At 64.3% G+C, this 20733-nt stretch carries 21 protein-coding genes; 18 read left to right on the forward strand and 3 right to left on the reverse strand.

Annotated elements, in window-relative coordinates; translation table 11 throughout:
* The first annotated feature begins 57 nt into the window (after positions 1-57).
* The 3 genes from rutC to rutA are packed head-to-tail and all read left to right on the forward strand — an operon-like array spanning position 58 to position 2312.
* A complete protein-coding gene (rutC, locus tag O6W96_RS16515) occupies positions 58-441 on the forward strand; it encodes a pyrimidine utilization protein C (protein ID WP_107963263.1) in 384 nt (127 codons plus the stop codon).
* Positions 441-1229 carry a pyrimidine utilization protein D gene (gene rutD / locus O6W96_RS16520; protein ID WP_353470566.1) on the forward strand — a complete coding sequence of 263 codons (789 nt, stop codon included), beginning with the start codon at positions 441-443 and terminating at the stop codon, positions 1227-1229. Before rutC ends, rutD begins: the two co-directional genes overlap by 1 nt.
* 9 nt (positions 1230-1238) lie before the next feature.
* Positions 1239-2312, forward strand: a complete 1074-nt coding sequence (gene rutA, locus O6W96_RS16525) for a pyrimidine utilization protein A (protein ID WP_353470567.1) — start codon at positions 1239-1241, stop codon at positions 2310-2312.
* A 357-nt stretch (positions 2313-2669) separates the two neighbouring features.
* Here rutA and O6W96_RS16530 read toward each other — a convergent pair whose 3' ends face one another.
* Positions 2670-4448, reverse strand: coding sequence for a cation:proton antiporter domain-containing protein (locus O6W96_RS16530; RefSeq protein WP_353470568.1), 1779 nt, complete (start codon positions 4446-4448; stop codon positions 2670-2672).
* Between the two features lie 216 nt (positions 4449-4664).
* Positions 4665-5885: an NADP-dependent isocitrate dehydrogenase gene (locus O6W96_RS16535; RefSeq protein ID WP_056055940.1), complete on the reverse strand. Its 1221-nt coding sequence runs from the start codon at positions 5883-5885 to the stop codon at positions 4665-4667.
* 142 nt (positions 5886-6027) lie between these two features.
* Here O6W96_RS16535 and O6W96_RS16540 point away from each other — a divergent pair, with 142 nt between their 5' ends.
* Both O6W96_RS16540 and O6W96_RS16545 read left to right on the forward strand, forming a co-directional pair.
* Positions 6028-6756 (forward strand): phosphatidylserine decarboxylase, encoded by a 729-nt coding sequence (locus O6W96_RS16540; RefSeq protein ID WP_056489534.1) that lies wholly within the window; start codon positions 6028-6030, stop codon positions 6754-6756.
* Positions 6756-7601, forward strand: coding sequence for a CDP-alcohol phosphatidyltransferase family protein (locus tag O6W96_RS16545; RefSeq protein ID WP_192976883.1), 846 nt, complete (start codon positions 6756-6758; stop codon positions 7599-7601). The genes O6W96_RS16540 and O6W96_RS16545 overlap by 1 nt, the downstream gene beginning before the upstream one ends.
* Here O6W96_RS16545 and O6W96_RS16550 read toward each other — a convergent pair.
* The gene (locus tag O6W96_RS16550; protein WP_353470586.1) at positions 7540-7773 is read right to left on the reverse strand and encodes a hypothetical protein; all 234 of its coding nucleotides are present in this window, start codon (positions 7771-7773) and stop codon (positions 7540-7542) included. The two genes, O6W96_RS16545 and O6W96_RS16550, sit on opposite strands and share 62 nt — an antisense overlap.
* A 325-nt stretch (positions 7774-8098) precedes the next feature.
* Here O6W96_RS16550 and rpsB point away from each other — a divergent pair, with 325 nt between their 5' ends.
* The 13 genes from rpsB (at position 8099) to O6W96_RS16615 (ending at position 20311) form a co-directional block, all read left to right on the forward strand.
* Positions 8099-8953 (forward strand): 30S ribosomal protein S2, encoded by an 855-nt coding sequence (gene rpsB, locus O6W96_RS16555; protein WP_353470569.1) that lies wholly within the window; start codon positions 8099-8101, stop codon positions 8951-8953.
* An 89-nt stretch (positions 8954-9042) separates the two neighbouring features.
* Positions 9043-9975 (forward strand): translation elongation factor Ts, encoded by a 933-nt coding sequence (gene tsf, locus O6W96_RS16560; RefSeq protein ID WP_353470570.1) that lies wholly within the window; start codon positions 9043-9045, stop codon positions 9973-9975.
* 413 nt (positions 9976-10388) lie between these two features.
* On the forward strand, positions 10389-11117 hold the full coding sequence (pyrH, locus tag O6W96_RS16565) for a UMP kinase (RefSeq protein WP_056066004.1): 729 nt from the start codon (positions 10389-10391) through the stop codon (positions 11115-11117).
* A 1-nt stretch (position 11118) separates the two neighbouring features.
* Positions 11119-11676, forward strand: coding sequence for a ribosome recycling factor (frr, locus tag O6W96_RS16570; protein ID WP_056055952.1), 558 nt, complete (start codon positions 11119-11121; stop codon positions 11674-11676).
* Between the two features lie 2 nt (positions 11677-11678).
* Complete coding sequence (locus O6W96_RS16575) at positions 11679-12437, forward strand: isoprenyl transferase (RefSeq protein ID WP_107963268.1); 759 nt, start codon at positions 11679-11681, stop codon at positions 12435-12437.
* A 65-nt stretch (positions 12438-12502) separates the two neighbouring features.
* Positions 12503-13258 (forward strand): phosphatidate cytidylyltransferase, encoded by a 756-nt coding sequence (locus O6W96_RS16580; protein WP_353470587.1) that lies wholly within the window; start codon positions 12503-12505, stop codon positions 13256-13258.
* The gene (locus O6W96_RS16585) at positions 13255-14412 is read left to right on the forward strand and encodes a 1-deoxy-D-xylulose-5-phosphate reductoisomerase (protein WP_353470571.1); all 1158 of its coding nucleotides are present in this window, start codon (positions 13255-13257) and stop codon (positions 14410-14412) included. Before O6W96_RS16580 ends, O6W96_RS16585 begins: the two co-directional genes overlap by 4 nt.
* Positions 14409-15542: an RIP metalloprotease RseP gene (gene rseP, locus O6W96_RS16590; RefSeq protein WP_353470572.1), complete on the forward strand. Its 1134-nt coding sequence runs from the start codon at positions 14409-14411 to the stop codon at positions 15540-15542. Before O6W96_RS16585 ends, rseP begins: the two co-directional genes overlap by 4 nt.
* A gap of 56 nt (positions 15543-15598) precedes the next feature.
* Entirely contained in the window at positions 15599-18355 is a 2757-nt protein-coding gene (bamA, locus tag O6W96_RS16595; RefSeq protein ID WP_435372233.1) for an outer membrane protein assembly factor BamA, read from the forward strand.
* Complete coding sequence (locus tag O6W96_RS16600) at positions 18355-19023, forward strand: OmpH family outer membrane protein (RefSeq protein ID WP_353470573.1); 669 nt, start codon at positions 18355-18357, stop codon at positions 19021-19023. Before bamA ends, O6W96_RS16600 begins: the two co-directional genes overlap by 1 nt.
* A gap of 9 nt (positions 19024-19032) precedes the next feature.
* Complete coding sequence (fabZ, locus tag O6W96_RS16605) at positions 19033-19518, forward strand: 3-hydroxyacyl-ACP dehydratase FabZ (protein WP_353470574.1); 486 nt, start codon at positions 19033-19035, stop codon at positions 19516-19518.
* Positions 19519-19624: 106 nt separating this feature from the next.
* Positions 19625-19855: a 50S ribosomal protein L31 gene (rpmE, locus tag O6W96_RS16610; protein WP_055880673.1), complete on the forward strand. Its 231-nt coding sequence runs from the start codon at positions 19625-19627 to the stop codon at positions 19853-19855.
* 138 nt (positions 19856-19993) lie between these two features.
* Positions 19994-20311, forward strand: a complete 318-nt coding sequence (locus O6W96_RS16615) for a PilZ domain-containing protein (protein ID WP_353470575.1) — start codon at positions 19994-19996, stop codon at positions 20309-20311.
* Positions 20312-20733: the final 422 nt, after the last annotated feature.

Consider the following 20733-nt stretch of genomic DNA (forward strand, 5'->3'; position numbering starts at 1 on the left):
CGCAACCCTGGACCCCCGCCTCCGCGGGGGAACGGCGATGACTTGAAAGGAAAGCAGATGCCGTTCGAGGCCATCAACCCGCCCCAGTTCCCGACCCCCATCGCCCCCTATTCGGCCGCCGCGAAGGCCGGCAACACGGTCTACGTCTCGGGCGTGCTGGCACTAGGCGAGGGCGGCACAGTCCTCCACGTCGGCGACGCAGCAGCCCAAACCCGCGCCGTCCTCGACACCATCAAGACCACGCTCGAAGCCGCCGGCGCGACGCTCGCCGACGTCGCCTTCAACCACATCTTCCTGAAAGACCTCGCCGACTACGCGGCCTTCAACACGGTCTACGCCGAGTATTTCCCCGGCCCCAAGCCCGCGCGCTACTGCATCAAGACGGACCTCGTGAAGCCCGACTGCCTCGTCGAGATCGCCAGCATCGCTCATCTCGCCTGATGGGGATCGCAGGCGGCATCCACTGGGAGGAGCACGGCCAGCCCGACGGCCCCGCGATCCTCTTGTCGAGCGGCCTCGGCGGCTCGGGCAGCTACTGGCAGCCGAACCTCGCGGCGCTCGGCGCCGGCCACCGCGTCATCACCTACGACCACCGCGGCACCGGCCGCTCCGACGCCCACGTTCCCGGCGACCTGACCGTCGAGGCGATGGCCGCCGACGTCGTCGCTCTCATGGACTTGATCGGGCTCGAGAGCTGCACCTTCATCGGCCATGCGCTCGGCGGCCATATCGGCCTCGCGCTCGCTCTGTCCGCACCCGAACGGCTCGAACGGCTCGTCGTCATCAACGGCTGGGCCAAGCTCGACCCGCACACCGCGCGCTGCTTCGATACCCGGCTCGCGCTGCTGAAAGACAGCGGCCCGCGCGCGTATCTCCACGCGCAACCGCTGTTCCTCTACCCGCCGCAATGGATTTCGGACCATCACGACCGGATTCAGGACGAGGAGGAGGCGATGCTCGCGCATTTCCCCGGCGCGGAAATGATTCAGCGACGCGTTGCGGCGGTCCGCCGGTTCAACATCGCCGGCCGCCTCGACGAGATCCGCGTCCCGACGTTGCTGGTCGCGTCCGACGACGACATGCTCGTCCCCCCGTCCGCGTCCGAAAAGCTTGCCGCGGGCATCCCCGGCGCGCAGCTTGCCCGGATGGCGGCAGGCGCGCACGCGTGCAACGTTACCCGCGCGGAGCATTTCAACATGTGGCTGCTCGACTGGCTCGACGGCGAATAGGAGCGGCATATGCAGGTCGGCGTCTTCGTGCCCATCAACAACAATGGCTGGCTGATCAGCGAGAACGCGCCGCAGTACAAACCAAGCTTCGACCTCAACAAGGCGATCGCGCAGGCCGCCGAGAAGCACGGGCTCGATTTCCTGCTGTCGATGATCAAGCTGCGCGGGTTCGGTGGCAAGACCGAGTTCTGGGACTATGGGCTGGAGAGTTTCACGCTGATGGCGGGCCTCGCCGCCGTCACCGAGAAGATCAAGATCTACGCGACCTGCGCCACGCTGCTCGTGCCGCCGGCCTATGCCGCGCGGATGTGCAACACGATCGATTCGATCAGCCACGGGCGGTTCGGGCTGAACCTCATTACTGGCTGGCAGCCCCCCGAATATACGCAGATGGGGATGTGGCCCGGTGACGAACATTTCCGCAATCGCTACAAGATGCTCGACGAATACGCGCACATCCTCCGCGAGCTGTGGGAAGAGGGGACGTCCGACTTCAAGGGCGACTATTACCAGATGACCGACTGCCGCGTCTGGCCCAAGCCGACCGGCGACATGAAAATCATCTGCGCCGGCTCCTCCGACGACGGCTTGGCGTTCTCGGCGAAATGGGCCGATTACGCGTTCTGTCTGGGCAAGGGCGTCAACACCCCGACCGCATTCGCGTTCAACAACGAGCGGCTAGCCGCAGCGACCGCGAAGACCGGCCGCGACGTGCAGATCTTCGTCCTGATCATGGTCATTGCCGCCGAAACCGACGACGAGGCGATGGCGAAGTGGAAACACTATAACGCTGGCGTCGACGTCGACGCGATCGCCTGGCTGATCGATCAGGGCGCCAAGGACACGCACAATACGGACACCAACGTCCGCCAGCTCGCCGCCCCCGAAGGCGCGGTCAACATCAACATGGGCACGCTGGTCGGCTCGTACGAAAGCGTCGCGCGGATGCTCGACGAGATGGCGGCCGTCCCCAACACCGGCGGGGTCCTGCTGACCTTCGACGACTTTCTGGAGGGGGTGGAAGCATTTGGGACGCGTATCCAGCCGCTGATGAAGAGCCGCGTGGGTGTCGTCCCAAGCTGAAGTGGCTAACCCGCCCCAACCTTCTTTTGCCTCGCCCTCTCCCGTTGAGAGAGGGAAGGGGTCAGCGGCATCTTCGCCGTGGAAAGGGTGAGGGCAAGAGGAGAGCGCGCGCGTGACGAAGCGATCACCGCGCAACCACCACCCCGGCGAAGGCCGGGGCCCAATTGGGAAACGAAGATAATGGAGGGCAGCCTTCCGTTACGACCACTTTTCCACTTGGCCCCCGGCCTCCGCCGGGGAGGGGGGGCGTATTTGGGGTAAGGTCCCGCGAGCCAACAGTGTTTCCCCGCGGAGGCGGGGACCCAGACTGGACTCCCGCCTTCGCGGGAGAACAACCTGCTCACGGAACAGCGGAGGTCAAACTGCGCGAGGCGTCCGCTTCGCTTTGCGAATCCGCGGCTCCGCAATCATGTCCGCCGCCTTCTTGATCTCCTGCCGCAATTCATCCCGCTTCTCATGGATCGAAGCGATCACCGGCCCCATCGCCACCCCAAGATCGACCAGCACCGCCTCCGCCAGTTGCAACGAACTCTCCAGCGTCTCCGGCACCGCATCCGTAACGCCAGCCCGGTACAGCTCCGCCGCATGCGCCGTATCCCGAGCACGCGCCACGATCGGCAAGTCCGGCGCCAGAGCCCGCACCCGCCGCGCCAGCCGAACCGTCAACACCGGATCGTCCATCGTCAGGATCAGCGCCTTGGCGGTATGCAGCTTCAGCCGGTCGACCAGTTCCGCGCGCGCCACGTCGCCGAACAACACCGGATGCCCTTGCGCCCGCGCTGCCTCGACGGAATCGATATCCGCCTCCACGGCAACGTACTTCTGTCCGTGGACCGCCAGCATGTCCGCCACCATCCGGCCCACGCGACCAAAGCCGATCACGACGGTTCCGGGCCCATCGTCGTCGATCTCGATATCGCCAGCATCGGCACCCGAACGGCTTTCGAGTTGACGCGAAACGGTGCGGCCGAGCTTTGCCAGCAGCGGCGTGATCGTCAGCCCGATCGCGGTGACGGTCTGCCAGAACGACGCGGTCGATGGCAGGATCAACTGCGCCTGCGCGGCCGTCGCAAGCACGATCAGCGTCGTCTCGGAAGGGCTGCCCATCAGTAGTCCCGTCTCGGCCGCGACCCCACGCCGCGAATTGGCGACCCGCAGGAACAGGAACGTCACGATCGCCTTGGTCGCCACCACGCCCGTCACGGCAAGCAGCAACGACGGCCAGTTCTGCGCGATCAACCGCAGGTCGAGACTCATGCCGACGGTGATCAGGAACACCCCGAGCGCGAGGCCCTTGAACGGCGCGGTGATGACCTCGACTTCGCTGTGATATTCGGTCTCGGCGATCAGCAGCCCCGCCAGCAGCGCGCCGACGATCGGCGACAGCCCCGCGGCGGTCGTCGCGACGCTGGCGACGATAACTACCAGCAGCGACGCGGCGAGGAACAGCTCTGGGCTCTTGGTGCGCGCGGCCTGCCCGAACAGCCGAGGCAGGACGACCCGCCCGCCGATATACATTGCGACGACGGTCAACCCGCCGCGCAGCGCAACGCCCGCGATGTTCGACCAGCCGTCCGCACTCGCTGTCGGTGCCAGTGCACCGAGCACGAAGATGATCGGGACGAGCGCCAGATCCTCGAACAACAGCATCGCGAACGCACCACGCCCGACCGCGCCGGTGGTGCCGACGAGCGGCAGCACCAAAGCGGTGGACGACAACGCGAGCGCAAACCCCAGCCCGATCGCGCCCGCCCATTCCTGGCCGATGAAGTGCAACGCCACGCCGATGATCAGCGCCGAGCCGATCAGTTCGGCGGCGCCGGTGCCGAACACGAGTTGCTTCATCGACCATAGTCGCTTGAACGAGAGTTCGAGGCCGATCGAGAACAGCAGCAGGATGATGCCGAACTCGGCGAACGGCTCGATCGACTCCGGGTTCGAGATCGTCAGGTAATAGAGCCAAGGCGCGGATCCGGTGAGCGAACCCAATCCAGCGGGGCCGACCAGCAGGCCGACCAGGATGAAACCGATGACCGGGCTGACCCTGAACCGCGCGAACGCGGGGATGACGAGCCCCGCCGCGCCGAGAATGACGAGCGCGTCGCTGAAACCTTGATTGTCGAGCCGTAATGCCATGCGTGCGACCTTAGGGGACGCATGACGGAATTGTCACCCGTGGTGACGTGCTGCGGCGATCAGCAGTGGAAAGAGGTGTATTCTCCTCCGTCATCCTTACGAAAGTCAGGACCCAGAGCCAAGACCGCAGTCCTGTGTAACCCTGGGTCCGACTGTCGTCAGGATGACGGGAGAGAGAAAAAGCCCCGCTTCCGTTGCCGAAAGCGCGGTGCCAGATCAGGCCCAGTTGGCCATCTCGGTCTCGAGGTTCGACCGCACCTGCTCGAAGAACTGCTCAGTCGTCATCCAGGGCTGGTCGGGGCCGATCAGGATCGCGAGATCCTTGGTCATGTGGCCGTTCTCCACCGTCTGGACGCAGACGCGCTCGAGCGTCTCGGCGAACTTCGTGACGTCGGGCGTATCGTCGAACTTGCCGCGATACTTGAGGCCACCGGTCCATGCGAAGATCGATGCGATCGGGTTGGTCGAGGTCGCCTTGCCCTGCTCGTGCATGCGGAAGTGACGCGTGACGGTGCCATGCGCCGCCTCGGCCTCGACGGTCTTGCCGTCCGGGGTCAGCAGGATCGAGGTCATCAGGCCGAGCGACCCGAACCCTTGTGCGACCTGATCCGACTGCACGTCGCCGTCATAGTTCTTGCAGGCCCAGACGAACTCGCCGTTCCACTTCAGCGCGCTGGCGACCATGTCGTCGATCAGGCGATGCTCGTAGACGATGCCGGCTTCCTTGAACTTGTCCTTGAACTCGGCCTCGAACACCTCGGCGAACAGGTCCTTGAAGCGGCCGTCATAGGCCTTGAGGATCGTGTTCTTGGTCGACAGGTACACCGGCCACTTCAGGTTGAGGCCGTAGTGCATCGAGGCGCGCGCGAAATCGCGGATCGAATCGTCGAGGTTGTACATCGCCATCGCGACGCCTGCCGACGGGAACTGGAACACCTCGCGGTCGATGACCGTGCCGTCGTCGCCTTCGAAGACGAGGCGCAGCTTGCCCGGGCCCGGGACCAGATAGTCGGTTGCGCGATACTGATCGCCGAATGCGTGACGGCCGACGACGATCGGGTGCGTCCAGCCGGGGATCAGGCGGGGCACGTTCTTGATCACGATCGGCTCGCGGAAGATGGTGCCGCCGAGGATGTTGCGGATCGTGCCGTTCGGCGACTTCCACATCTTCTTCAGGCCGAACTCGGTCACGCGCTGTTCGTCGGGCGTGATCGTGGCGCACTTCACCGCGACGCCGTGCTTCTGCGTGGCGAGCGCGCTGTCGATCGTGACCTGGTCGTCGGTCGCGTCGCGATGCTCGACGCCGAGATCGTAATAATCGAGCTGGATGTCGAGATACGGCTTGATCAGGCGTTCGCGGATCCATTCCCAGATGATCCGGGTCATCTCGTCGCCATCGATCTCCACGATCGGATTCTTTACCTTGATCTTCGCCATGTGCGCGTCCTTCGGGGGAGGGGTTTGGGGAGCGTCTAGGGGAGCATGCCGCGGCGATCAACCGCTGGCCAACCGTTGGTGCTGTAAGGAAAAGCCGGTTCATCGTTGTATCGCGCGTCGTGCACGGATAGACCCGCGGGTTATGGCATCGCTCGACAAGCCGCCCGTCACGACCTCCACGGTCAAATGGCGATTTCCCGCAGTCCATCCGGAGGGCCACAAATACGTCGCGATCGCGACCGGCATCACGCTGTTGCTGACGATCGTCAGCCACGTGCTGTTCTGGCCGATGGTCGGCGTCGTGATCTGGGTCGCGACGTTCTTCCGCGATCCGATCCGCACCACCCCACAAGGTGAAGGCCTGATCGTCGCGCCTGCGGACGGGCTGATCACGATGATCCAGCGCGTGCCGATCCCGCGCGAGCTCGCCGGCGAGAACGGTCTCGGCGACGCACCGCTGGTCCGCGTGTCGATCTTCATGTCAGTGTTCGACGTGCACATCAATCGCACGCCGATCGCCGGTACGATCCGCCAGGTGGTCTATATCTCGGGCAAGTTCCTCAACGCGGATCTCGACAAGGCGAGCGACGAAAACGAGCGCCAGCATTTCGTCGTCGAAGATCGCAACGGCATGCGGATCGGCTTCACGCAGATCGCCGGCCTGGTCGCGCGCCGCATCCTCGGCTTCGTGAAGGCCGGCGACATGGTCGCGGTCGGCCAGCGCATCGGCCTGATCCGGTTCGGTAGCCGAGTCGACGTGTACCTGCCCGATCATGTCGTGCCACAGGTGTGCCTCGGTCAGCGTAGCATCGCGGGTGAGACCGTGCTCGGTCGCGTCGGTGGCGTTCCGGTCGGTGGTATCGCGCAGTGATGGACCGCGACGGTTCGACCGATCCGATCGAAGAGCGGGGCCGGGGGCGGTTCGGTCGCACACGTCGTGCACCGCGCGGACTTCCCCTGCGCGCCGTCGCTCCCAACGCCGTTACCGCGCTAGCCCTGTGTTCGGGCCTGAGTGGCGTGCGGTTCGCGATCGGCGGGCAGTGGGAAAGCGCCGTCGCGATGATCATGGTCGCGGGCGTGCTCGACGGCCTCGATGGTCGGATCGCCCGGATGCTGCACGGCGAAAGCCGGTTCGGTGCCGAGCTCGATTCGCTGTCCGACGCGATCTCGTTCGGCGTCGCACCGGCGCTGATCGTCTATCTGTGGTCGCTGACGGCGTTGCCGCGTGTCGGCTGGATCTGCTCGCTGATCCTCGCCGTGTTCTGCGCGCTGCGTCTCGCGCGCTTCAACGCCAAGATCGACGAGAGCCACCAACCGCACAAGTCCGCGGGTTTTCTAACCGGCGTTCCGGCTCCGGCAGGTGCTGGCTTAGCGCTGATGCCGATGTTCTTCTGGTTCTGGACCGATGAACCGAGGTTCGCGTCGCCGTATTTCGTGGCGCCTTGGGTCGCGTTCGTCGCACTGCTGATGGTGTCGAGTATCGCAACCTATTCGTGGAGTTCGGTCAAACTCCGCAGCAACATCCGGTTCGAGGCTATCGCGCTCGTCGTTTTGCTAGGCGCCGCGATCGTGAGCGCGCCGTGGCATACGCTCAGCATCATCTGCGTTCTGTACCTGCTGTCGATGCCGTTCAGCATCGCGAGCTACGCCAAGATCAGGCGGCAGCGTTCCAGCGGCGGGCGGGCACCGGAGCCGACGTCGAAGCCCAGCGCCTGACTGCGATCCGGCGCTCCGCAACCGCCAGCGTGCGGAGCGGCTGGAACGCGGGTTCGACGTTGCCCATCGCGAGGCGGACGATACGCTCCCACTGCGGCGCGATCGACGAGACGATCATCATGCCCGCGACCGCGAATGCACCAGCAAAAACCATGAAGCTCAGAACCAACATCACGTCCGCCTTCCTATGAGTTGCGAACAAATTCCTAATATCCGCAAACACTTGGTCAGAAACATCGTTCCACTCGTCGCATTTCGAATCCCGTCATGCCGGGGTGATTCCGCGCCGAGTCGAACATCTGTTCCCCTCTGAGCCCTTTATGTTCTCATTGCGTTCCATGAGTCAAGCGGGCCTTGTGCGATTGCTTTTCGAATAGAGCCACGCTAAGGGCCGCGCCTCTAACCCCGCATGGGAGGCATCATAGCCCGGTGCGTCACGGTCATTCGGCCACGACGTCATCCGCTTCCCAGAGGCACAACCGGAAGGATATATCCCTATGGCGGCTCCAGTCGTCTCCATGCAGCAGCTCATCGAAACGGGCGCGCATTTCGGCCACCAGACTCATCGGTGGAACCCCAAGATGAAGCCTTACATCTTCGGTGATCGTAACGGCGTCCACATCCTCGACCTGTCGCAGACCGTGCCGCTGTTCGCGCGCGCGCTCGAATTCGTCTCGTCGGCTGTTGCCGGTGGTGGCAAGGTCCTGTTCGTCGGCACCAAGCGCCAGGCGCAGGATCCCGTCGCGGACGCAGCGCGTCGTTCGGGCCAGCACTTCGTCAACCATCGCTGGTTGGGCGGCATGCTCACCAACTGGAAGACCATCTCGGGCTCGATCAAGCGTCTCAAGACGCTCGAGGAAATGCTGTCGGGCGACACCGTCGGCCTGACCAAGAAGGAAGTCCTCCAGCTCACCCGCGAGAAGGACAAGCTCGAGCTTTCGCTCGGCGGCATCCGCGACATGGGCGGCATTCCCGACGTGATGTTCGTGATCGACGCGAACAAGGAAGAGCTGGCGATCAAGGAAGCCAACACGCTGGGTATTCCCGTCGTCGCGATCCTCGATTCGAACGTGTCGCCGGACGGCATCGCCTTCCCGGTTCCCGCGAATGACGACGCAGCCCGCGCCATCCGCCTGTACTGCGAGGCGATCGCGATCGCAGCGACGCGCGGCGGCCAGGAGCAGCAGCGCCGCACCGGTGCCGACATCGGCGCGATGATCGAGCCGCCGAAGGAAGAGGCACTGAGCGCAGAGCCGACGGTCGAGGCTACGGCTGACACGGCACAGGCAACTGCGAATGCCGATACCGCTGCAGAATTCGCAGCCGAGGGTGAGCGCCAGATCGACGCATAAGCGTCGTCGCCGAACCGTCATGCGGGCGGGGTAGGGCGAAAGCTCTGCCTCGCCCGCAACCATATTCAGACCTAAAAAGGATTAGAGACATGGCCGATATCACGGCAGCGATGGTCAAGGATCTGCGCGAGAAGAGCGGCGCGGGCATGATGGATTGCAAGAAGGCGCTGAGCGAGAACGCCGGCGACATGGAGCAGGCGATGGATTGGCTGCGCACCAAGGGGCTCGCAGCCGCCGCCAAGAAGTCCAGCCGCACCGCGGCCGAGGGTCTGGTCGGCGTCGCCGTGTCGGGCACCAAGGGTGCCGCGGTCGAAGTGAACTCGGAAACCGATTTCGTCGCGAAGAACGACCAGTTCCAGTCGTTCGTCCGTGACGTCACGCAGATCGCGCTCGCAACCGGTGGCGACATCGAGGCACTGAAGTCGCAGGTGATGCCATCGGGCAAGACCGTCGAGGAAGTCCTGACGAACAACGTCGCGACGATCGGCGAGAACCAGTCGCTGCGCCGCTCGCGCACGCTGGAAGTCAGCAAGGGTGCGGTCGTTCCGTACATCCACAATGCAGCGGCTCCCGGCCTCGGCAAGATCGGCGTTCTCGTCGCGCTTGAGTCGGAGGCTTCGGACGAGGTTCTCCAGGCACTCGGCAAGCAGCTCGCGATGCACATCGCAGCCGCCTTCCCGAAGGCGCTCAACGAAGCCGATCTCGACGAGTCCGAGATCGAGCGCGAGCGCGCGATCGCGACCGAGAAGGCCGCCGAGTCGGGCAAGCCTGCCGACATCATCGCCAAGATGGTCGAGGGCGGTATCGCCAAGTACCGCAAGGAGCACGCCCTGGTCAGCCAGCTGTTCGTGATGGACGGCAAGACCAAGATCTCCGACGTCGTCGCCAAGGCCGGCAAGGATGCCGGCGCCGAGATCAAGCTGGTGGACTATGTCCGCTTCCAGCTGGGTGAGGGCATCGAGAAGGAGCAGTCCGACTTCGCAGCCGAGGTTGCTGCTGCTTCGGGCGTTCCGCAGGCCTGATCTGACTTCCTCCCTCGCCCCTCCGGGGAGAGGGAAGGGGCCCGCGGCCACTTGGCCGTGGGAAGGGTGAGGGGAGTGGCGAGGTCTCGAACCTCACGCCCCCTCATCCGGCCCTACCGGGCCACCTTCTCCCCGAGGGGAGAAGGACGATGAGGTATCCGTTCAGGCTGCCTCGTCATCCTCGCGAACGCGGGGATCCATACACTTCGACGCCGGTGATCTCTCGAGACGCCAGCCCAAATGGGTTCCCGCCTCCGCGGGAATGACGATAATTCTCTGGTGCGCGAGTTTCGCGAACGAGGATTTTCCGTCTCATCTCCACCCAGTTTCGATGCACGCGCCGCACAGCGCTTCACATCCCGGGCCTCGCCGCCTAAGGTCCGCGCCGCCCCGCCAATCACAATTCGAGATTTATGACGCCTCCGCGCTACAACCGTATCCTGCTGAAACTGTCGGGCGAAGTCCTGATGGGGCCATCGGGTCTTTCGATCGATCCGACCGTCACCGCGCGCGTCGCGCAGGAGATCGCGGACATCAAGGCGAAGGGCTACGAGATCTGCATCGTCGTCGGCGGTGGCAACATCTTCCGCGGCATGGCGGGTGCGGCACGTGGGATGGACCGCGCGACCGGCGATTACATGGGCATGCTCGCGACCGTCATGAACGCGCTCGCCGTTCAGAACGCGCTGGAGCAGATCGGCGTGGACACGCGCGTCCAGTCGGCGATCCCGATGGCGTCGGTGTGCGAGCCGTTCATCCGTCGTCGCGCCGAGCGTCACCTGGAGAAGGGCCGCGTCGTGATCTTCGCGGCGGGCGTCGGCAGCCCCTATTTCACCACCGATTCGGGCGCCGCGCTGCGTGCTGCCGAGATGAAGTGCGATGCGCTGTTCAAGGGCACTTCGGTCGACGGCGTGTACAACGCCGACCCGAAGACGCACCCGGATGCAGTGCGCTACGAAACGGTCACGTACAGCCGCGTGCTGTCCGACGACCTCAAGGTCATGGACGCGAGCGCGATCGCGCTGTGCCGCGACAACAATATCCCGATCGTCGTCTTCAACATCCGCGAACCCGGCAATCTCGCCGCGGTCCTGGCGGGTGATGGCGTGTCGACGATCGTCCAGAACGAGCAGGAGCTTTAAGATGGCCGCATACGACAAGACCGACCTAGAACGCCGCATGGCGGGTGCCGTCGAAGCGCTGAAGAGCGATCTCGCAGGGCTTCGCACGGGGCGCGCGTCGACCGCGTTGCTCGATCCGGTGATGGTGACGGTGTACGGCTCGTCGATGCCGCTGAACCAGGTCGCGACCGTCTCCGCGCCAGAGCCGCGGATGCTGTCGGTGCAGGTCTGGGACAAGTCGAACGTCGGCCCGACCGACAAGGCGATCCGCTCGGCGGGTCTGGGGCTCAACCCGATCGTCGACGGCCAGACGCTGCGCCTGCCGATTCCTGACCTGACCGAGGAGCGCCGCAAGGAACTCGCCAAGCTTGCCGGCCAGTATGCCGAGAAGGCGCGCATTGCGGTCCGCAACGTGCGCCGCGACGGCATGGATTCGCTCAAAGTCGACGAGAAGAAGGGCGTGTTCGGCGAGGACGAGCGCAAGCGTCACGAGACCGAAGTGCAGAAGCTGACCGACAGCATCATTGCCGAGCTCGATGCGACCGCGACCGCCAAGGAAAAGGAAATCCTGGGCAAGTGAGATTGCAGGCCTCCTCGGCCGCGCCGCTCGCTGCGGTTCCTGTGGGCGCCGTTCCTGCGGGCGGGGCGGTGCCGCGTCATGTCGCGATCATCATGGACGGCAATGGCCGCTGGGCGAAGAAGCGGTTCCTGCCGCGCTTCGCCGGGCACAAGGCTGGCGTCGAGGCGGTGCGGAAAGTGACGCGGGCGGCGCGCGCGATGGGAATCGAGGCGCTGACGCTGTACGCGTTCTCGTCCGAGAACTGGCGGCGTCCGGCCGAGGAGGTCAGCGACCTGATGGGGTTGCTGCGGCATTTCATCCGCAGCGACCTCGACGAACTCGCACGCGAGAACGTTCGGCTACGCGTGATCGGCGACTATCACAGCTTTTCGCCCGATCTGGTGGCGATGGTCGACGATGCGATCGCGCGGACGGCAGGGAATACCGGGCCGATCCTGGCGATCGCGCTGAATTACGGTGCGCATGCCGAGTTGGTGACGGCCGCGCGGCGTCTGGCGGAGCGGGCGCGCGATGGTGCGCTGGATCCGGCGAGCATCGACGAGGCGACGATCGAAGCCGAACTCGATACGCACGACCTCCCGCCGCTGGACCTGATGATCCGGACGTCGGGCGAGCAGCGTCTGTCGAACTTCCTGTTGTGGCAGGCGGCGTATGCGGAACTGCTGTTCGTCGACACGCTCTGGCCTGACTTCGACGCCGCCGCGCTCGCCGATGCGGTCGCGGCGTTCGGCCAACGCCAGCGCCGCTACGGTGGTCTGTGAGTCTTACCGACCCTGAAAAGGCGCCCGATCAGGCGTTGCGCACGCCGTCCAATCTCCAGCTCAGGATGATCGCCAGCGTCGGCATGATCGCGGTGGCGAGCCTTGCGCTGACGCTCGGCGGGATCGCGTTCTGGGGGCTCGGCGTGGTGGCCGCGCTGTTCATGATGGCGGAATGGTCGATGCTCCAGGGCGCCGACGCGAAGACCAAGCGGATGACTCAGTTCGCGCTGTCGGTGCCGCTCGCACTGATGGCGCCCGCGTCGCTGATCCTCGTGATCCACGATTTCTTCACGCTGGGCTTGCTCGTGGGGGCGGCGTTCTTCGTCGTCATCACGACTCGCAAACCCAAGCTGGCGCTGGGCATCATCTACTGCGGTCTTCCCGTGTTCGCGCTGATGATCATCCGGCGGCAGGACGAGGGCATCCTCTTCACGCTGTGGGCGCTGTCGCTGGTGTGGGCGTGCGATATCGGCGCGTTCTTCACCGGACGGACGCTGGGCGGGCCGAAGCTTGCGCCTGTCATCAGTCCGAACAAGACATGGTCGGGCCTGATCGGTGGCGTCGTACTGGCGAGCGCGGTCGCGGCGGTGCTGCACATGCAATACGGCCTGCCGATGCGGATGACGCTGGCAACGCCGGTGCTCGCGGTACTCGCGCAGATGGGCGATCTTTACGAGAGTTGGCTAAAGCGCGTGGCGGGGGTGAAGGACAGCGGCAATATCCTGCCCGGACATGGCGGCGTGATGGATCGCCTCGACGGCCTGGTCCCGGTCGCGCCGGTCGCGGCGTTCCTCGTCCTGCTGCCGCATTTCTACGCATGAAGAGCGTCACGATCCTGGGCGCGACCGGCTCGGTCGGTACCTCGACGCTCGACCTGATCGAGCGCGAGCCCGATCGCTTCCGCGTCGTCGCGCTGACCGCAAATTGCGACGTGACGAAGCTCGCCGCGGCCGCGATCCGCACCAAGGCCGAGTTCGCGGTCGTCGCGGACGAGAAATGTCTTCCCGAACTCCGCGAAGCGCTCTCCGGCACGGGGATTCGCGCAGGTGGTGGTGCCGAAGCGATCGCCGAGGCGGCGTCGTCGGGCGCCGACTGGACGATGGGCGCGATCGTCGGCTGCGCGGGGCTGAAGCCAGTGATGGCGGCGATCGAGCAGGGCGGCACTGTCGTGATCGCCAATAAAGAGCCTCTGGTTTCCGCTGGCGACGTCATACTCGCTGCGGCCAAGAGGACCGGCGCCACCTTGTTGCCGGCCGACTCCGAGCACAACGCGATCTTCCAGTGCTTCGACGCGACTCGCCCCGAGCGCGTGCGGCGGATCATCCTGACATGCAGCGGCGGGCCGTTCCGCGACTGGACCACCGAGCAGATGCGCGGCGTGACGCTGGAGCAAGCGGTCAAGCATCCCAACTGGTCGATGGGTGCGAAGATCTCGGTCGATTCGGCGACCTGCATGAACAAGGGCCTCGAACTGATCGAGGCCGCGCGGCTGTTCCCGATTCCGCATGACCGGATCGAGATCGTCATCCATCCGCAATCGGTGGTCCACAGCCTGGTCGATTACGTCGACGGCTCGGTGCTGGCGCAGCTCGGTCCCCCCGACATGCGCACGCCGATCGCGCATACGCTCGCCTGGCCGGACCGGATGGCGACGCCGATGGCCCCGCTCGACCTCGTCGCGATCGGTCGACTCGACTTCGAGGCACCTGACCAAGTCCGCTTCCCGGCATTGCGCCTCGCCCGCGAGGCACTTGACGCAGGCGGCGCGCGCCCCGCAATTCTCAACGCTGCCAACGAGGTAGCGGTCGAGGCATTCCTCAAGCGCCGCATCGGCTTCCTCGAAATTGCCGCAATCGTCGATCATACGCTATCGTGCTACGATCCGGCCGCACCGGACAGCGTCGACGCCGTGCTGGCGATCGATGCCGAGGCGCGGGTTTTGGCGGGCGAGCGTGTAGAGGATTGCGCGGTTTGATCGAAACACCCGGTATCCTGCTGACCATCCTTTCGTTCGCGGCCGTGATCGGCCCGCTCGTGTTCGTGCACGAGATGGGACATTACCTCGCCGGACGCTATTTCGGGATTAAGGCGGATGCCTTCGCGGTCGGCTTCGGCCGCGAGATCGCGGGCTTCACCGACAGCCGCGGCACCCGCTGGAAGTTCGGCTGGCTCCCGCTCGGCGGCTATGTGAAGTTTGCAGGCGACATGAATCCGGCGAGCCAGCCTTCCGCCGAATGGCTCTCGCTCCCCGCCGAAGAGCGCCAGCGCACCTTCCAGTCCAAGCCGGTATGGCAGCGCGCGATCGTCGTGGCAGCCGGTCCGGTCGTCAATTTCGTCGTCGCCATCCTGATCCTCGCCGGTTTCGCGTTCGCGTACGGAGACATCCGCATGCCGCCGATCGTCGGCGGCACGGTACCCGGCAGCGCCGCTGCCGCCGCCGGATTGCAGGTCGGCGACCGGATCACCGCAATCGGGGGGCGCTCGGTCGAGACCTTCGACGATCTCGCCCGCTACGCCCGCATCCGCGCCGGCGAGCGCACGCAGATTGACGCAGTGCGCGGTGGCCAGCCGGTATCGCGCGAGCTCGTGATCGGCACCGAACTCCAGCGCGATCGCTTCGGCAACGAATACAAGATCGGCCGCCTCGGCATCGCCGGCAGCAAGCCTGTCATCATCCCCGTCAGCCTGATCGAAGCCCCGGTGATTGCGGTAAAGCGCACTGGCGAGATCGTCTCGATGATGGTCGAGACGCTGGGCCAGGTCATCACCGGGCGGCGGTCGGTCAAGGAGCTCGGCGGGCCGCTCAGCATCGCAAAAGTGTCCGGCGAGCAGATGTCGCTCGGGCTCGATGCTTATGTGTTCCTGATCGCGCTGGTCTCGATCAATCTGGGGTTCATCAATCTGCTGCCAGTGCCGATGTTGGATGGCGGTCACCTGTTCTTTTACGCGATCGAAGCGGTGCGCAGGCGCCCGGTCGAGCCGCAGGTTCAGGAATGGGCGTTTCGCGGTGGCCTCGCAGCGATTCTTGCGCTGATGCTGCTCGTGACCTTCAACGATCTCGGCAATTTCGGGCTCTGGAAGAATCTGGCTGGCTTGATCGGCTGACGACGATAGGGCAGGGCGGGCGCGCCTTGTATGTGCACGTTTTTAGGGTGGGTTTGGTGACAGCGATCAACGGTTACGATTTCGCGCGGAAGGGCGCCCTGCTTCTCGCAGGCACGATCCTGTCCGGCGTGCCCGCGTTCGCGCAGACGGCGCCTGTGGCGACTTCCGCGCCCACGCCCGTGCGCAATCCCGCTACGGGGGCGGCTAGTTCTTTAACGCCCGTTGCGGCTCCGGTATCCGCCGGTACGATCAAAACTCTGCGAGTCGAGGGCTCGCAGCGGATCGAGCCCGAGACGGTGCTGTCCTACACCAAGCTGCGCGTCGGCATTCCGTACACCGCGGAAACGCTCGATCAGGCGCTGAAGGATCTGCAGGCGAGCGATCTGTTCGCGGATTACTCGATCGCCGGTGTCGAGACCGGCAACATCGTGCTCCGCGTGCGCGAGAACCCGATCATCAACCGCGTGATCATCGAAGGCAACAAGGCGCTGAAGAGCGACAAGATCACGAAAGAGATCAAGCTCGCGCCGCGCCAGATTTTCACGCGCACCGCGGTCCGTCAGGACATTGCCCGGATCATCGAGCTGTATCGCCGCCAGGGCCGCTTCGCCGCGGTGATCGATCCGAAGATGGTCAACCTCGACCAGAACCGCGTGGATGTCGTGTTCGTCGTCAGCGAGGGGCCAAAATCGAAGGTCCGCCAGATCAACATCCTCGGCAACGAGGTGTTCTCCGACGACCAGATCCGCGGCCAGATGGCGACCAAGCAGTCGCGTCTGTTCCGCCTGTTGTCGTCGGCGACCAGCTACGATCAGGATCGCCTGTCCTACGACCAGCAGAAGCTGCGCCAGTTCTACCTGACGCAGGGCTATGCCGATTTCCGCGTGACCTCGGCGGTCGCCGAGCTGACGCCGGACAAGAAGGACTTCATCATCACGTACGTGGTGGAAGAAGGTAAGCGCTACAAGTTCGGCGACGTCACCGTCGACAGTCAGATTCGCGACTTCGACAATACAAAGCTCGCAGCCTCGCTGCCGCTGAAGAAGGGCGACTGGTACAACGCCAAACTGGTCGAGGATTCGGTCGACAATCTCAGCCAGACCGCGGGCCTGTTCGGTTATGCGTTCACCGAGGTGAACCCGGAGTTCCAGAAGGACGCCGAAACGCTGACGATGGGGATTAATTTCAACATCGCCGAAGCCAAGCGCACCTATGTCGAGCGGATCGAGATCAACGGCAATACGCAGACGCAGGACAAGGTCGTGCGCCGCGAGATTCGTCTCGCCGAGGGCGATGCGTTCAACAGCTTCCAGGTGAAGCGTTCGCAGGATCGCATCAACTCGCTGGGGTATTTCCAGGACAAGATGGAGATCAAGCAGCTGCCGGGTTCGGCGCCCGATCGCGTCATCCTCGAGACCAATCTCGAAGAGAAGTCGACCGGCGAGCTTCAGTTGTCGGCGGGCTATTCGAGCCTCGAGCGCTTCATCATCCAGGCGAACATCACGCAGCGCAACTTCCGCGGCAAGGGCCAGGAACTGCGCGCCGGGGTCAACTATTCGAGCTATTCGAAGTCGATCGAGCTGGGCTTCACCGAGCCGTATCTGTTCGACAAGAACATCGCGGTCGGCGGCGACATCTTCCGTCGTGACTATAACTCGTTTGGGTATGTCGGTAACGACCGCCAGACCAATTACTCGCAGGTCTCGACCGGGTTCCAGCTGCGAGCAGGTGTGCCGCTGACCGAGTTCTGGTCGCTGTCCGCACGCTATGGTCTGTCGTATGACGAGGTCAGCCTCGACAGCCGGTATCTGAACGCTGACGGCACCTGTAACAGGCTTCAGGCCGGCAACTACCTCTGCGATGCGATCGGCAATCGGTGGACATCCTCGATCGGCTATTCGCTGAGCCGCGATACGCTGAACAGCCGCTTGCGCCCCACTGCGGGCTCGCGCTTCTCGTTCAGCCAGGACTTTGCCGGCCTTGGTGGCGACGTGAAGTACATCCGGACACGTCTGGAGGGGGCCAAGTATGCCAACCTCGGCAGCGGGTTCATCGGATCGGTCGTTGCAGAGGGCGGGTATATTCACCCGCTCGAGAAGAGCCCCGGACCCGGACGCGATCCCATCCGGATCACCGATCGCTTCTATCTCGGCGAGCCACAGTTCCGCGGCTTCGATATTCGCGGCGTCGGTCCACGTGTTTTGCGTGCGGCATATAGCGATGCTACGCCCGCCCAGGTTCTGCAGACGGACCGCAACAATATTCAAGACGATGCGCTTGGTGGGCGAGCCTATTACCTTGCCCGGGCGGAAGTCGAAATTCCGTTGGGGTCGGGCGCGCGTGAACTCGGGCTCCGTCCGTCGATCTATGCGCAGGTCGGTAGCCTGTTCGGGATCAAGCGGCCGTTGCCGACGCAGGAATTCCCCGATCTTATCGATCCGGCGACCGGAAAGATCTACAAGGGATCGATCTTCACGCCTGCGGTGAATACCAGCAATCAACCGCTCTATACCTACACGACCACCGATGCGACGGGGGCGCAGGTTACGGCCAACACGATCTGCCCGGCCGGATCGCCGAATGCCACGGGTGGTTGTGACGGCACTGCCACCAATCCCCGGGCACTGACGCAGCAGCTGCCGTTCCAGGAAAGCTTCCTGGGCAACTCTGCCAAGCCGCGTTTGTCGATCGGTGTTGGCGTTAACTGGAACTCGCCGTTCGGCCCGCTCCGGATCGATCTTGCCAAGGCCTTGCTTACCCAAAAGGGTGACGACCCCAAGCTTATTACTTTCAACGTAGGGACACAGTTCTGATGACGACGTTCAAGACGCTTCTTCTCGCCGCAGCGCTCGTTGCACCGGCTGCCATCACCGCAACCGCTGCGGATGCACAGGTTTCCGGCATCGCCGTCGCTGATGCGCAGGGCGCAATCGCCAACTCGAAGGCCTGGAACGCAGCACGCGCCCAGATCGAGACGACCTACAAGGCGCAGCTCGATCAGGCCGAAACCCGCCGCCAGGCCGTAGCACGTGAACTTCAGCCGCTGGTCACCGCGTTCCAGACGGCCCAGCGCGCTCCGGGCGCCAGCGAAGCAACGCTGCGTCCACAGGCTCAGGCAATCCAGACGCGGGAGAACGCCGCAAACCAGGAACTCGCGCGCCTGACGCAGCCTGCCCAGCGTGCGCAGCAATACGCGATCGAGCAGATCCAGGCGAAGCTCAGCGACGCCGTGACGGCCGCCGTTCGCGCAAAGAACGTCAGCCTGTTGCTGCGTCCCGAGGCTGCGCTGTTCGCACAGCCGACCGCCGACATCACCGCCGCGATCACGACCGAGCTTGATCGTCTGGTGCCGTCGGTCAGCACCGCCGTGCCGGCGAACTGGCAGCCGAATCAGCAGGGTGGCCAGCAGCAGCAGCAGGGCGCAGCACCAGCACCGACCGGTCGTGCACCGGCTGCTACGCGCACCCCGCAGGGTCGCTAAGCCACACCTATGACGGACACCGTGAACGATACTGCTGCAAAAGGCCTGGGCCCGCTCGATATCGGGCGCGTCATGGCCGCGTTGCCGCATCGCTACCCGATGCTGCTGGTCGATCGTGTCGAGGATCTGATCCTCGACACGTCGATTACCGCGATCAAGGCGGTGTCGATGAACGAGCAGTTCTTCCAGGGGCATTTCCCAGGACGCCCGATCATGCCGGGCGTTCTGATCGTCGAAGCGATGGCGCAGGCGGCGGGGATCCTCGCGGTCGAGTCGTTGGGCCTCGCCGGCTCGGGAAAGCTCGTCTACTTCATGGCGATCGACGGAGCGAAGTTCCGCAAGCCGGTCGAGCCCGGTGTGTTGCTCAAACTCGAAGTCACGTTCGTCCAGAAACGCAGTGCGGTGTGCAAGTTTGCCGGCCGCGCGCTGGTGGACGGACAATTGGTGGCGGAGGCGAATTTCACGGCGATGATCGCCGATCCGCCGAAAGCCTGAAGGCGGAGCTCAAAGCTCGGCAATCTTGTAAATTCGGGCGCGTCCGTGTACGGGCGCGCCTTCCTTTTCAGGCTGGTCGGAACCAGCCACATACCGGAGATATCCCATGAAGGCCGATACGCACCCCGATTATCACATGATCACCGTCCAGATGACCGATGGCAGCAAGTACCAGACTCGCACCACCTGGGGTAAGGAAGGCGACGTGATGACGCTTGAGATCGATCCGCTCGCGCATCCGGCATGGACCGGCGGCCGCGGCACGATGCTCGACACCGGCGGCCAGGTCGCGCGCTTCAACAAGCGTTTCGGTGGCGGTCTCACGCTCCGTAAGTAACTACGTTTACGACACTGTTAACCCCCGGATCGGGTGCGACTTCATTCGTTCCGGGGGTATTCATTAAGACCCTCTTAGGCATCGGCGGCTAGGCTTGTATCGACAAGCCAAACTTGGACTCGCAAGGACGAGGACGTCATGTTCGCCGCTGACTTCGAACCCGCAGAGCGCACCAGCCGCCGCGGTTCTCCACGCGCCCCCGTCGCCCTCGACGTCAGCATCGGCAAGACACGCCGCACCTTGTGCAAGGTCGTCGACATTTCGATCAACGGCGCCCGTCTCCAGACATATTCTGCGCTCAAGCGCGGCACGAGTATCTGGCTCAACCTTCCCCAGATTGGCCAGATCGTCGCCGATATCATGTGGGCCGATGATTTCACCGCGGGGTGCAAGTTCCACACACCGCTCTCGATCGAAGCGTTCGAGGCGCTGATCCAGGATCATTCGGCACGCTAGCGCGCACTACTACGCCCGCGGCGACTTGATCGCCGATGGCTATCCAGTCCTGCGGTGTAGAATGCGATCGTTCCCATCCGAATGGACCATGAGTTGGCGGGTAGGGCGGTATCGGCAGAGCGTTTGATCGGCTGCACCCTCGCGACCTGGGCGAACGTGCCGACAGCGAGGCTCCTCCAGCGCGCTGCGGTCGGTTTTCCAAAAACTGACCTCAAACTGTAAAAAAGCGTTTGACGGGTTTGTCAGGCGGCCCTAGAGGGGTGTCACCGCAGCGGACGGCCTCAACGGTCTGGACGCAGTGGTCGCAAAAAACCAGATGCTGCAAGCTTCTCGAGAGGGAGGTTGTGCGAGTGTCGGTATTTTTGTCGGCTCTTTGACATTGTAGGTTAAGATGAAGGGACATGTGGGCGGCGGCTTGCGGT

The sequence above is a fragment of the Sphingomonas faeni genome (assembly GCF_040407495.1).
GTDB lineage: Bacteria > Pseudomonadota > Alphaproteobacteria > Sphingomonadales > Sphingomonadaceae > Sphingomonas > Sphingomonas faeni_D.